This window comes from Streptococcus suis, from assembly GCF_029616525.1.
In the GTDB taxonomy this organism is placed as follows: domain Bacteria; phylum Bacillota; class Bacilli; order Lactobacillales; family Streptococcaceae; genus Streptococcus; species Streptococcus suis_AF.
This window is the reverse complement of the sequence record NZ_JANFME010000012.1, coordinates 1-14946: the sequence shown is the minus strand read 5'-3', so window position 1 is coordinate 14946 and position 14946 is coordinate 1. Positions and strand designations below refer to the sequence as shown.

General features: G+C 43.7%; 6 protein-coding genes and 1 pseudogene. All 7 read left to right on the top strand.

The genetic code is table 11. The features are described 5' to 3' along the window. Positions 1 to 98: 98 nt before the first annotated feature. The 7 genes and pseudogenes from NOL38_RS06045 (at position 99) to tkt (ending at position 14792) form a co-directional block, all read left to right on the top strand. Entirely contained in the window at positions 99 to 941 is an 843-nt protein-coding gene (locus NOL38_RS06045) for a patatin-like phospholipase family protein (protein WP_015647525.1), read from the top strand. A gap of 137 nt (positions 942 to 1078) precedes the next feature. Beyond that, positions 1079 to 3580, top strand: a complete 2502-nt coding sequence (gene leuS / locus NOL38_RS06040; RefSeq protein ID WP_277941680.1) for a leucine--tRNA ligase — start codon at positions 1079 to 1081, stop codon at positions 3578 to 3580. Between the two features lie 180 nt (positions 3581 to 3760). Continuing rightward, entirely contained in the window at positions 3761 to 4369 is a 609-nt protein-coding gene (locus NOL38_RS06035; protein ID WP_277941679.1) for a CHAP domain-containing protein, read from the top strand. 220 nt (positions 4370 to 4589) lie between these two features. Next, positions 4590 to 4853: pseudogene (locus NOL38_RS06030) on the top strand (amino acid ABC transporter ATP-binding protein); the annotation flags it as partial. Between the two features lie 364 nt (positions 4854 to 5217). Continuing rightward, entirely contained in the window at positions 5218 to 6159 is a 942-nt protein-coding gene (locus tag NOL38_RS06025; RefSeq protein WP_024416982.1) for a LacI family DNA-binding transcriptional regulator, read from the top strand. Between the two features lie 183 nt (positions 6160 to 6342). Beyond that, positions 6343 to 12684: a pullulanase gene (locus NOL38_RS06020; RefSeq protein ID WP_277941678.1), complete on the top strand. Its 6342-nt coding sequence runs from the start codon at positions 6343 to 6345 to the stop codon at positions 12682 to 12684. Between the two features lie 137 nt (positions 12685 to 12821). Further along, positions 12822 to 14792 carry a transketolase gene (gene tkt / locus NOL38_RS06015; RefSeq protein WP_277941677.1) on the top strand — a complete coding sequence of 657 codons (1971 nt, stop codon included), beginning with the start codon at positions 12822 to 12824 and terminating at the stop codon, positions 14790 to 14792. Positions 14793 to 14946: the final 154 nt, after the last annotated feature.

Below are 14946 nucleotides of genomic sequence, written 5' to 3'. Positions count from 1 at the left end.
CAGTCGGATGTTAAGTTTCATTGAATATCATATAGCAAAAATCTCGTTTCGACGGGATTTTTTGCTACAATAGAAGGTAATTTTAGGAGGTGCTACAGATGAAAGTTGGTCTAGTTTTAGAAGGTGGGGGTATGCGAGGCCTTTATACTGCGGGTGTTCTAGATGCTTTTTTAGATGCTGATATTCATGTTGATGGGGTCGTTTCAGTTTCCGCAGGAGCACTTTTTGGCGTTAATTTCCTTTCCAAACAAAGAGGCAGAGCGATTCGCTATAATAAGCGTTTTATTAAAGATAAGCATTATATGGGATTGAGATCCTGGTTGACAACAGGAAATATGGTCAACAAAGACTTTACTTATTACAAGGTACCAATGGAGTTAGATAGGTTTGATCAAGATGCTTTTGCGCAGTCAGGAGTTCCGTTCTATGTGACGGTGACAAATATTGAAACCGGTCAGCCAGAATATTACAAAATTGATCATGTCTTTGAGCAAATGGAATTGTTGCGCGCCAGTTCAGCATTGCCTCTTGTTTCAAAAATTGTCGAAGTTGATGGTAAAAAATACTTAGATGGTGGTTTATCAGATTCTATTCCTGTTGAATTTGCCAAAAGTCTTGGCTTTGACAAACTCATTGTTATCTTGACGCAACCAATTACTTATCGTAAAAAGGCTTCAAGCGGACGGATTTACCGCATGTTTTATAGAAAGTATCCTAAATTTGTATCTGTCGCATCAAAACGGTATCAACATTATAATCAAACTGTCGAAAAAATCATCCAGCTAGAAAATGAAGGCCAGATTTATGTTATCCGGCCTCATCAAGCTTTACAAATTGGCCGTTTAGAGAAGAATCCAGAAAAATTTGAAGAAATTTACCAGGCTGGATTACAAGATGGGATGGGAGCGATTGAGGATTTAAAGGGATACTTGGAGAAATGATGATCGATTGATGTAAAAAACAATATTATTTTTGTTTTTTCTCTGGATACCCAGCAGTTTGCGTTTATTTCTACCTTTTTTCTTTCCTTATTTCGTGATATAATAGTAAAGATAATTTATTGACATGGAGAAATGATATGAGCTTCTACAATCACAAGGAAATCGAGCCCAAATGGCAGGAATTTTGGGCAAAAAATCATACTTTTAAGACGGGAACAGATGCGGCTAAGCCAAACTTTTATGCCCTAGATATGTTCCCATATCCGTCTGGTGCGGGCTTGCACGTTGGTCACCCTGAGGGCTATACGGCGACGGACATTCTCAGCCGTTACAAGCGTGCCCAAGGTTACAACGTTCTTCACCCAATGGGTTGGGATGCCTTTGGTCTGCCAGCAGAGCAATACGCTATGGACACGGGCAATGACCCAGCTGACTTTACAGCAGAAAACATTGCCAACTTCAAGCGTCAGATTAATGCCCTTGGCTTTTCTTACGACTGGGATCGTGAGGTTAATACGACCGACCCCAACTACTACAAGTGGACTCAATGGATTTTCACTAAGTTGTATGAAAAAGGCCTAGCCTACGAGGCAGAAGTGCCTGTTAACTGGGTAGAGGAATTGGGAACAGCTATCGCCAACGAAGAAGTCCTTCCTGACGGAACATCTGAGCGTGGTGGCTACCCTGTTGTCCGCAAGCCAATGCGTCAATGGATGTTGAAAATCACTGCCTATGCGGAGCGTTTGCTCAATGATTTGGAAGAAGTTGATTGGCCAGAGTCTATCAAAGATATGCAGCGCAATTGGATTGGCAAGTCAACTGGTGCCAATGTGACCTTCAAAATCAAGGACACAGACAAGGACTTCACTGTCTTTACCACTCGTCCAGATACTCTTTTCGGTGCCACCTACGCAGTTCTTGCCCCTGAGCATGACTTGGTAGATAGTATCACATCAGCTGAACAAGCAGAAGCTGTGGCAGAATACAAACGCCAAGCCTCTCTCAAATCAGACCTGGCTCGTACTGACCTGGCTAAAGACAAGACCGGTGTCTGGACAGGTGCTTATGCCATCAACCCTGTCAACGGTAAAGAAATTCCAATCTGGATTGCCGACTATGTGCTGGCAAGCTACGGAACAGGTGCTATCATGGCTGTTCCTGCCCACGATGAGCGTGACTGGGAATTTGCCAAACAGTTTGGTTTGGACATTATTCCAGTTCTGGAAGGTGGCAATGTAGAAGAAGCACCTTATACAGAAGACGGTGCCCATATCAATTCTGACTTCCTAAATGGTCTTAACAAGGAAGAAGCTATTGCCAAAATGGTGGCTTGGTTGGAAGAAAATGGTGTCGGTCAGGAGAAAATTTCTTACCGCCTCCGCGACTGGCTCTTCAGCCGCCAGCGTTACTGGGGTGAGCCAATTCCAATCATCCACTGGGAAGACGGCACTTCCACAGCAGTCCCAGAAAATGAGTTACCTCTGGTATTGCCAAAAACCTCAGACATCAAGCCTTCAGGTACAGGCGAATCACCGCTTGCTAACCTGACAGACTGGTTGGAAGTGGTGCGTGAAGATGGTGTCAAAGGTCGCCGTGAGACCAACACTATGCCACAATGGGCGGGTTCTAGCTGGTACTACCTCCGCTACATCGACCCACACAACGATGAGAAATTGGCAGACGAGGAGCTTCTCAAAGCTTGGTTGCCAGTGGACATCTACATCGGTGGTGCCGAGCACGCAGTCCTTCACCTGCTCTACGCTCGCTTCTGGCACAAGTTCCTTTACGACCTCGGCGTTGTGCCGACCAAAGAGCCATTCCAAAAACTCTTTAACCAGGGCATGATTTTGGGAACTAGCTACCGCGACAGCCGTGGGGCGCTTGTGGCGACCGACAAGGTGGAGAAACGTGATGGTTCTTTCTTCAACATCGAAACTGGTGAGGAGTTGGAGCAGGCACCTGCTAAGATGTCCAAGTCCCTTAAAAACGTGGTTAACCCTGATGATGTGGTCGAGCAATTCGGTGCGGACACCCTCCGCGTTTATGAAATGTTCATGGGTCCACTTGACGCCTCTATCGCCTGGTCAGAAGAAGGTCTCGAGGGCAGCCGTAAGTTCCTTGACCGTGTTTACCGCCTGATTGCAACGAAGGAAATTTCTTCGGACAATAGCGGAGCGCTTGATAAAGTTTACAATGAAACTGTGAAGACGGTGACTGAGCATATTGAAGACTTGAAATTCAACACGGCTATCGCCCAGCTCATGATTTTTGTCAACGCAGCCAACAAAGAAGACAAGCTCTATGTCGAATACGCCAAAGGCTTTGTCCAATTGATCGCCCCATTTGCACCACACTTGGCAGAAGAACTCTGGCAGGGCCTTGCAAATACAGGCCAGTCAATTAGCTATGTCGCATGGCCAACATATGACGAAAGCAAGCTGGTAGAAAGCGAAGTGGAAATCGTTGTCCAAATCAAGGGCAAGGTAAAAGCCCGCTTGACCGTAGCCAAAGACCTGTCACCAGCAGAGCTTGAAAAAGTAGCTCTGGCAGACGAAAAAGTCCAAGCTGAAATCGCTGGGCAAACAGTGGTGAAGGTGATTAGTGTTCCAAATAAGTTGGTTAACATTGTTGTGAAATAAATGTAAATAATAAGAAAACGACTTCCGTCTTGGAGGTCGTTTTTTGACAAAAAGTCCGAACACTGTGATTGTTAAGAGAATGCAAGTTATCTGTAATATTTGTTACATTTCTTTAAGCTCTCTGCAAGGATTATCCCTTAGGATAGATAGGGCCGAAAAAACACGAAGGAATCAAATATTATGAGTTATCAAATGATAAAAAAACAATTCAAATTGGGACTGTTTACAGCCCTCATAGGAAATCTTTTATGGTTGGGAATGGTGAATGTCAGTGCAGATGACACAGTTATAAGCGATAGTCCGACAGTATCAGCGTTAACAAAAAAGGTTGAGGCTGCAAAAATAGCAGCCAAAGCTGCTGCAGAAAAAATTGTGGCTGAGAAAGCTGCTGCCGCTGCAAAGGCTGCTTTGGCTACCAATATGGTGTCAGAGGTTGCTGTGGAATATACGGCTAATACCTATCCAGCTGGTCAGTGTACTTGGGGTGCCAAAGAAATGGCTTCTTGGGTTGGAAACTATTGGGGTAATGGTGGAGATTGGGCAGCTAGTGCGGCAGCCCTTGGTTATGAAGTGGGAACTACTCCAAAAGTTGGTGCTATTGCTGTATGGACAGATGGAGGCTACGGTCATGTTGCCTATGTAACAGATGTGGCAGCTTACGGTCACATTCAAGTTAAGGAATCAAACTATGGTGGAGTATACTACCCAAGTAATGTCCGAGGTTTCTTTGATCCAACAACGACTAGCGAAGGAACAGTCAGCTATATTTACCCACCAGCTGGAGTATAATTAATATGAGATATAAAGACCAAGTAGGTCTCAGATTGAAGAAAAAGTCTATTTTGGACAATTTTCTTCAATCTTTTTTCTTTATGTTGAAAATAAAAAAACTCTCAGAAATACCAAAATATCAATGTTTGTAAGAGTTTAATGACTTGCTATCTTTCGCAAACTTCTTCAATTTTTTATATTGTTAGGAGTTTGTCTACGTTCTGAGACCGAGATTATCTATTTTGATGAACCAACCTCGGCCTTGGATCCTGAGTTAATCGGTGAGGTCTTGGCTGTCATGATGCAGTTGGCAAAAGAAGGTATGACCATGGTGGTTGTGACGCACGAGATGGGCTTTGCGCGTGCGGTAGCTGATCGAGTCATATTTATGGATGGTGGTCGGATTATCGAAGAAGGTCGACCAGAAGACATTTTTGACCGTCCACAAGAAGAACGTACTAAGCAATTCTTAGCTCGCATTCAAAAGGTAGATGTTGAGTAAGCTAAGCAAATTAATTTATCTTATTCATTTCCATAATCGTACAGAAAATGGACAGAATTTGACAAAGATACTTCAATTGTTAGACATTGATTGGTCTAGCGGTTGGAGTATTTTTTGTTTAGAGGGAATGGGCATTCTTATATAGTACTTTTAGCACGAGGCGATGAGCCGCAGGCATAGATGAAGTTAGGCAAGGGAGCTAAGGAAGTAATAGGAGGAAAACTAAATGACGATAAATGTATTCGAAAGGTCTTTACTTTTTAGTAATAAATAGTATATAATAACCTAAAGAAAACGTTTGCACAATTTTGGCTGTTTGCTTGCTAAAAGATAAGCAACAGAAATAGAATTAGGGAGGAGTTCTATGACGACATTAGCCGATGTGGCTAGGTTAGCCAATGTATCAAAGATGACTGTTTCGCGTGTCATCAACCATCCAGAACAAGTTACACAAGAGCTGCGGACACTCGTAACAGCTGCGATGGAAGAATTAAACTATAAGCCAAATGTGGCGGCCAAGGCCTTGGCCCAGCAACGGACACTGATTGTTCAGGCTGTCATTCTCGAAAAGATGGATGTGGTAGAGCCGTACTATATCGACCTTCTTGCAGGAATCGCTGATGAGCTCAATCATCGAAATTATACCTTGCAGTTGGTGACCAATCCAAGTCAGATTACTGATCAATGTGATGGTTACATTGTGACTGGTGCTCGCAAGGATGACTACCCTTGGTTGAAAGGTCTGCGGAAGCCGTTGATTTTATTTGGAGAGAATCAAGAAGGGCTTCCTTTTGTAGATTCAGATAATCGTTTGGCGACTAGGTCCGCAACCCAGTTTGCTTTATCAAAAGGTTATGAGAGGATTGTTTTTGTAGGGATTGACTTGCCAGAAGCCTTTGAAAAAGGGAGAGAAGAAGGCTACAAAGATGCGATGCAGGGCCGAGAAACTCATCTCTATCGATTGGAAAATCGTTCTCGTGTTGCGGAAGAATTTGTGAAAAATCTTGATTATTTACCAGAAAACACCTGCTTTATCTGCGCATCGGATCGTCTAGCTCTTGGGGTTACAAGAGGTTTACAAGCTCTAGGAAAGTCTATTCCGAATGACGTTGGGGTGATTGGTTTTGACGGCTTCTTTTTAGATAGGATGTCCAGACCAGCCTTGACGACGATGAAGCAGCCGATTCGTCAAATGGGGGCTCTTAGCGTCAAACATTTAATGACGATATTGGATGGCAAGCCTCTGGCTAGACAGGGGCATTACTGCCAGGCAACCTTAGTTGAAAGGGAGACTACACCTCAGTAGTCTCTTTTTTTTGGTCAGTGGGCGGTCTAGAAGCAAAAGAAGGGGGAGCTATTTATTCTATTTTTTGTTAGATAGTAGCCCAAAACTTGTTACCGCTAACATTTAAGAAAACGTTTGCAAAAACTCCTTGGAATTGTATATACTGGTAGTGTACAATTTAAACTTATTTATATGGAGGAGTCTATGAAAAAGAAATCCGTTCAGAATATGAAACGAATAGGGATGCTAGAGAAGAAACAGATTTTTGGCATTCGTAAACTAAATGTAGGTGTAGCCTCTGTTGGGATTGCGGCTGCTCTGTTTTTAAGTGGAGCTGGTCAACTAGTGCAGGCAGAGGAAGTTGTCCTCCCTGCGTCAACTAGTTCAACGACTCTTTCGGAACAGGATGGCGGCGCGGTAGAAGCGACCACAACTGCGATAGAAGCTACAGATTCTATGGTAGCTGAAGCGACAGCGGTAACAGAAACAGCCGATGCAACTGCTTCAGAGGAAGCTCCTATCGAAGAAGGCAGCATTCGTCTGCACTTTGAAAATGTAGATGAAACAGCACCAGAAAGTCAAGGTTTGTGGACTTGGGGAGGAGTGGCAGAGCCGTCCGATGGTAATCAATGGCCAACGGATACAGCGAATTTTTCAAGCAGTCAGGTAGATGACTATGGCCATTACGTTGATATTAAAAAATCTGAGACACCAGGAACGATTGGTTATCTGGTTCTCAAGAATGGGGAAAAAATAACAGAATCGGACCAGAAAGTGGAGCTACTAGTCCCTGAGCAGAATGAAGCCTGGATCTCTAGTGATTATAGCGTGTCTAGCTATGAGCCGCTCAAAGATGAAAATGTTCTCCGAATCAATTACACACGTGAAGACAATAATTATGAAGGTTGGGGCGTTTGGACTTGGGGCGATACAACAGAAGCAAGTGACGGTTGGCCAACAGGTGCTGTTGATTTTCAAATTGGGAAATATGGTGCTTATGTTGACATTCCTCTTTCAAATGGTTTAGATTCTAAACTTGGTTTTCTGCTGATCAACCAGAATAATCCAGATCTTGCTGGCAATAAATCGATTGATTTAGCTTTTGCAGATCGTAAACGGCATAGCCAAATTTTCCTTCGAAACGGTGACGACAAAGTTTACACAAATCCATACTTTATCGAAGAGAAAGTAGAATTAGATACAAGTAAAGCTACTCCGGGTACAAAAAATGTAACCATTGAAGCAAGTATAAAAGCGCCTTTCAACTACAACGAAAGTGGTCTTGTTTCTGTAGCTATAACCAATCCTGAAAGTGCTGAAATTGTCAGAATGGAAGTCGACACTACTACACTGGGTGGTGGTATCGTACCAATTTCAACAGAGCTCAATCGTGTGACCATTAAAGCGACGTCTAGCACAGCGCCAGGTACATATAGTCTTCCTGTAAAGGTCTATGACAAGGACAACGGTTACTACGAAACAAAATTGGATGTGACCATTACAGAGCGTATCAAGGCAGATGGTGAAAAAGACTGGGACGAGCAAGTTATCTACTTTATGATGACGGACCGTTTCTATAATGGAGACACCAGCAATGACAAGCTAGTGGAAGGAACGGTCACCAACCCACGCGGTCTTTACCAGGGCGGTGACTTCAAAGGAGTGACAGCCAAGCTGGACTACTTGAAAGAATTGGGTGTGGACTCTATCTGGTTGACTCCGATTGTGGAAAATATTCCACAGAATGTCGGTAGCGTAAAAGATGGAGAGTACTATGCTTACCATGGTTATTGGGCATCCAATTTTGAGAAACTCAATCCGCATTTGGGAAGTTTAGCTGACTTTCACGAATTGATTGATGCTGCGGCGGAAAAAGGTATAAACATTGTTGTTGACGTGGTGCTGAACCATGCTGGCTATGGTACAGAAGAAACCTTTGCAGGTATGGTACGGACTAAGGAAGAAGACAAGCAGGGAGATGACCAATTAGGCTCATTATCTGGATTACCGGACTTCAAGACAGAAGAAGCAGCTGTTCGCAATCAGTTGGTTGCTTGGCAGGCATCTTGGTTGGAACGTTCAACAACTGCCAAGGGCAACTCTATCTATGCTTTCCGTGTCGATACAGTCAAACACGTTGATGATACCACATGGCAACATTTCAAAAATGAATTGGTGGATAGAGACCCTGACTTCCACTTGATTGGGGAAACTTGGGGAGCGAATTATAAGGATACCAAGGGTGACTTGGGAGTCGGTACTATGGACAGTCTGTTGGACTTTGGCTTCAAGGATATTGCCAAATATCTGGTCAATGGTCAACTAAAAGCAGCTGGAAAAGAGCTGGAAGAACGTAGCAAGGTTCTGACTAGTGCAGCTTCTCTGGGTCAATTCTTGGGTAGTCACGACGAAGATGGTTTCCTCTACAGTCTCGGTGGCGCAGAAAAAGAAGGAAATCTGGACAAACTGAAATTGGCTGCTAGTCTTTTGATTACTGCTAAAGGTCAGCCAGTCATTTACTACGGTGAAGAAGTGGGGCAATCTGGGCAAAACAACTGGCCAGTTTATGACAACCGGTACGATTTCGATTGGAGCAAGGTAGAGACTAGCGACATCACAGATCACTATCAGAAATTATTGGCTTTCCGCAATGCCAATTCAACATTGCTCTCACGTGGTGATACAAGCACCCTTGCTGGAAATGATAGCCAAGGTTGGCTTATTAGCAAACGCAGTTACCAAGATCAAGCTGCCTATCTTGTCTTCTCAACCAATACCGAGAGCAAGGAAATGGCGATTGAAGTATCTGGTAAGGATGTAGTGGTCAAAGATGCCTACACAGGAAAATCTTATCAAGCTATCGAGAAAGATGGTAAATGGGTTGTTCAAGTAGAACTTCCAACAATCGGTCAAGGTGGCACCATGCTCCTTCAGACAGAAGCAGGTGACATCGTCAATGCAAGTGTGCAAGGAGCGACTGAAGAGCCAATTGAAGCTGGCTACTTCCGTGTTCACTTTAAAACTCTACCATCTGAAAATTTATCTAGCCTAGGTTTATGGACATGGGATGATGTCGAAAAACCATCGTCAGATGTTGGTGCTTGGCCAACAGGTGCAACCAATTTCAGTACTGCTAAGCAGGATGACTATGGCTATTATCTGGACATCAAGATGAAAGATGAAACAGCTAGCAAGATTAGTCTGTTGATTAATAACACTTCTGGTGATAACATCACAGGTGATAAGACCATTGAACGGATTAGCACCAAGATGAATGAAGCTTGGTTTGATGAAAACTATCAACTCAGCCTCTATCAACCGCTTAAAGAAGGCTACATCCGTATCAATTACTTCCGTACCGATGGCAATTATGATCAAAAAGGTCTCTGGATCTGGGGTGATGTGACTGACCTTACCTTGGGAGACTGGCCAAATGGTATTGATTTTGAAAACCAAGGCAAGTACGGTGCCTATATTGATGTTAAATTAACAGATTTACCAAGTTCCATTGGCTTCTTGCTATTGGATGAAAGTAAGTCAGGAGACGATGTGAAGATTCAGCAGAAAGATTATAGCTTTAAAGATTTGAAAAATCAGACACAAATCTTCCTCAAGGATGAAGATGCGACTATTTACACCAACCCTTATTTTGTCAATAATGTCCGTGTGACAGGCGCTTCTCACGTTAGCCTAACAGCCTTAGAAGCAGCCTTTACAACGCTGGAGGGTGCGGATAAGGATAGCATCTTGGAGAAATTGTCTGTAACAGATAAGAATGGTCAGACAGTTGCTGTGACGGACCTTGTCTTGGATGCTACCAGCAACAAGGTGCGAGTCCTCGGGGATTTCAACCAAGAAAATGCTGGCTATACCCTCAAATATGGCAATGATCGCTTCACAACAACTATGAGCTGGCAATTGAAGGATGAGCTCTATGCTTATGATGGAGAGCTTGGTGCGCGTGTGCGTCAGGCTGGTAGTGTCGTTGATATGACTCTCTGGTCTCCAAGTGCAGACAGTGTAGCAGTCGTTCTGTATGATAAGGATGACCAGTCTAAAGTGGTCGGTAAATTAGCCATGACCAAGGGCGATAAGGGACAATGGGACCTCGAATTGAACAGTCAATCAGGTCTTGGTATCACAGATTATCGTGGTTACTATTACCATTATGAAATCACTCGTGGGGATCAATCTGTTCTTGTTTTAGACCCATATGCTAAATCCTTAGCTGAGTGGAATAGTGATTTGGCAGATACAGATCCATCTTATCGGATTGCAAAAGCTGCGATTGTGGATCCATCAGAAGTTGGTCCAAGTGATTTGAACTATGCCACAATTCCTAACTTCAATCAGCGTGAAGATGCTATTATCTATGAGGCTCATGTCCGTGACTTCACATCCGATCCTGCTATTTCTGATGAATTGACAGCTCAGTTCGGTACCTTTGCGGCCTTTGCAGAGCGTCTCAGCTACCTCAAAGACCTGGGTGTGACCCATATTCAGTTGCTCCCAGTTATGAGCTACTATTTTGTCAATGAATTGAAAAATGCAGAGCGGATGAGTGAGTACGCGTCAAGCAACAGTAACTACAACTGGGGTTATGATCCACAGAGCTACTTTGCCTTTACAGGTATGTATTCTACAGATCCGACGGATCCAATGAAACGCATCGAAGAGTTCAAAAACCTGGTCAATGAAATTCACAAACATGGCATGGGTGTGATTTTGGATGTGGTCTATAACCACACTTCTAAGACTTTCTTGTTTGAAGATTTAGAGCCAAACTATTATCACTTTATGGAGGCAGATGGTACGGCTAAATCAAGCTTTGGTGGTGGTCGTCTCGGAACAACTCATTATATGAGTCGCCGTGTCCTCGTTGATTCTATCAAGTATCTTGTGGACGAATTTAAGGTAGATGGTTTCCGTTTCGATATGATGGGGGACCATGATGCCGAAGCGATTGAGCTGGCCTTTACCGAGGCACAAAAACTCAATCCAAACATCATTATGCTTGGTGAAGGTTGGAGAACCTTTACAGGCGATGCCAATCAGCCTGTTCAGCCAGCGGACCAAGACTGGATGAGTTCAACAGATACGGTTGCGGTATTCTCAGATGAAATTCGCAATACACTTAAATCTGGTTATCCAAACGAAGGTCAGCCAGCCTTTATCACAGGCGGTGCTAAGAGTGTAGAATCTGTCTTCAATAACATCAAGGCACAACCAGGCAACTTCTTGGCTGATGATCCAGGTGATGTGATCCAATATATTGCTGCGCATGATAACTTGACCCTCTTTGATATCATCGCTCAGTCCATCAAGAAGGATCCATCAATCGCTGAAAATTACACTGAAATTCATCAACGTCAACGCTTGGGTAATTTGCTTGTCTTGACTGCTCAAGGGACTCCGTTTATCCATTCTGGTCAGGAATATGGACGGACCAAACAGTTCCTTCACCCTGATTATCAGTCCCCTGTAGCAGAAGATCAAGTGCCGAACAAAGCTCATTTGTTGACAAATGCTGATGGTACACCATTTGATTACCCATACTACATTCATGATTCTTATGATTCATCTGATGCGGTCAACAAGTTTGACTGGACCAAAGCGACAGATGAGACCCTCTATCCAGAGAATACCCGTACTCAGGCCTTTACAAAAGGATTGATTGCCTTGCGCAAATCTACAGATGCCTTCCGTTTGGGAACAAAAGACCAAGTCGATCAAATGGTTAGCTTGATTTCAATTCCAGGTCAAAATGGTATTGCTACAAACGATGTGGTTATTGCCTATCAAACCATTGCAAGCAACGGTGATCGCTATGCTGTCTTTGTCAATGCTGACAGTAAGGAACGTAGTTTTGTTCTTTCAGATATTTACAAAGATTTACTGCAGGGTCAAGTATTGGTTGATGGTGAACGTGCAGGTGTAGAAGCATTGTCTGATTTAGTGGGTGTCGAATTGACTGATAGCACAGTTGTTCTTGCACCTTTGACTGCAACAGTGATTCGTTTGCCATATATCATTACAGAAGTTCCAGATACAGCCCCTACTGCTGAAGAAAAACCAAGCCTAGAATTTACTACGAAAGAACGTACAGAAGAAACAGTCCTTCCGGTTGCAGAGGAAGTTCGCTATGATGAAACTCTCGCAAAAGGTCAATCTTATGTGCTTCAAGTAGGTAAGGCAGGTAAGAGAGTCTTGGTTTATCAAGATGTCTTGGTTGACGGCAAGGTAGTAGCAACAAATCTGTTATCTGAAACAGTAGTAGATGGTGAGGCGCGGATTGTTGTTCAAGGAAGCAAGGAAGTGATAAATGAAGTAGCGAAATCAGACGCAGTTGAGAAGCAAGAAGTATTGAAACCAAGTCTTTCTACTCCAACAGCTCAAGTGTCTGAACAAACCACACGTGCATCAAACAAAGAAAGCCTACCAGCTACAGGTGACCGTCAAAACGATTTGGCACTTCTAGGTCTCGGACTTGCTGGACTTGGTTTGACAGTTTCTGCACAAGGAAGAAATAAAAAATCAGAAGAATAGTATGCTTTCCTCCAAACAACCATAGCTGATTGCTGTGGTTGTTTTCTATGGAGAACTTAGATAAGATAAAACTTCAAACAGACATAGAAAACGCTTTATGGTATAATGAAACCATGACTTTATTAAAGGAGAATAAGATGTCACAACTTTCAGTAAACGCAATTCGTTTCCTTGGTATTGACGCCATTGAAAAATCAAAATCAGGTCACCCAGGTATTGTTATGGGTGCAGCTCCAATGGCTTACAGCCTCTTTACTAAAGAGCTCCGTATCAACCCAGCTCAACCAAACTGGATCAACCGCGACCGCTTTATCTTATCAGCTGGTCATGGCTCAATGTTGCTTTACGGACTTCTTCACCTTTCAGGATTTGAAGATGTCAGCATGGACGAAATCAAAAACTTCCGTCAGTGGGGTTCAAAAACACCAGGTCACCCAGAATTTGGTCACACAGCTGGTGTTGATGCGACAACAGGTCCTCTTGGTCAAGGTATCTCAACTGCGACAGGTTTTGCTCAAGCTGAGCGTTTTCTTGCAGCTAAGTACAACCGCGATGGTTTTCCGATCTTCGACCACTATACATATGTAATCTGTGGCGATGGCGACTTGATGGAGGGTGTTTCTGCAGAAGCAGCTTCTTATGCAGGTCTTCAAAAATTAGAAAAACTCATCGTTCTTTATGATTCAAATGACATCAACTTGGATGGCGAAACAAAAGACTCCTTCACAGAAGATGTACGCGCTCGCTACAATGCTTATGGCTGGCACACAGATATCGTAACAGACGGAACAGATGTGGATGCAATCTTTGCTGCTATTGAAAAAGCTAAGGCAGCGGGTAAGCCATCTCTTATCGAAATCAAGACTGTCATCGGTCACGGTTCACCAAACAAAAAAGGTACAAACGCAGTCCATGGTGCGCCGCTTGGACCAGAGGAAGCGGAAGCAACTCGTAAGGCACTTGACTGGAACTACGCTCCATTTGAAATCCCAGCAGAAGTTTATGCGGACTTCAAGGCAAACGTAGCAGATCGTGGTGCAGCAGCCTACGATGCTTGGATGAAATTGGTAGAAGACTACAAGCAAGCTCATCCAGAATTAGCTGCAGAAGTAACAGCTATCTTGGAAGGTCGTGATGTAGTTGAAATCAAGCCAGAGGACTTCCCAGTTTACGAAAATGGCTTCTCACAAGCAACTCGTAACTCATCACAAGACGCCCTCAACGCAGCGGCTAAGGTCTTGCCAACTTTCTTAGGTGGTTCAGCTGACTTGGCTCACTCAAACATGACCTATATCAAGGAAGATGGTTTGCAAGATTCAGTAAATCCACTCAACCGCAACATCCAATTCGGTGTGCGTGAATTTGCCATGGGAACTATCTTGAATGGTATGGCAGCCCACGGCGGACTTCGTGTTTACGGTGGTACCTTCTTCGTCTTTTCAGACTATGTAAAAGCAGCAGTTCGTTTGTCAGCCCTTCAAGGACTTCCTGTGACTTACGTCTTCACACACGACTCTATTGCAGTTGGTGAAGATGGACCTACTCACGAGCCAATCGAGCACTTGGCAGGACTTCGTGCTATGCCAAACCTCAACGTTTTCCGTCCAGCAGATGCGCGTGAAACACAGGCAGCTTGGTACCTGTCATTGACTAGCAAGTCTACTCCATCAGCCCTTGTCCTCACCCGTCAAAACTTGACAGTTGAAGAAGGAACAGACTTTGACAAGGTTGCAAAAGGTGCCTATGTGGTTTACGAAGCAGCAGGCTTTGATACAATCCTTCTTGCATCTGGTTCAGAAGTGAACTTGGCTGTTAAAGCTGCCAAAGAACTAGAAGCAGCAGGCACTAAGGTTCGTGTGGTTTCTGTGCCATCAACTGAGCTCTTCGATGCCCAAGACGCAGTTTATAAGGAAGAAATCCTTCCAAATGCTATCCGTCGTCGCTTGGCAATTGAAATGGGTGCGACTCAAGGTTGGTACAAGTATGTCGGCCTTGACGGTAAAGTTCTCGGTATCGACACATTCGGTGCATCAGCTCCAGCCCAAACTGTTATTGACAACTACGGCTTCACAGTAGAAAATGTTGTGAAATTGGTTGGCGAATTGTAATAATCAGTGTAGAGACAGCCTTTCGGGGCTGTTTTTGACATTTTTTTTAGGCTCTTTGTCAACTGTAGTGGGTAGATGAAAAGCTAACACCTAGAGATGACGAACTTCGTTCTCTCTTTCTTTATGTTCAAAGCAATCAAAATCCGTTTTTTAA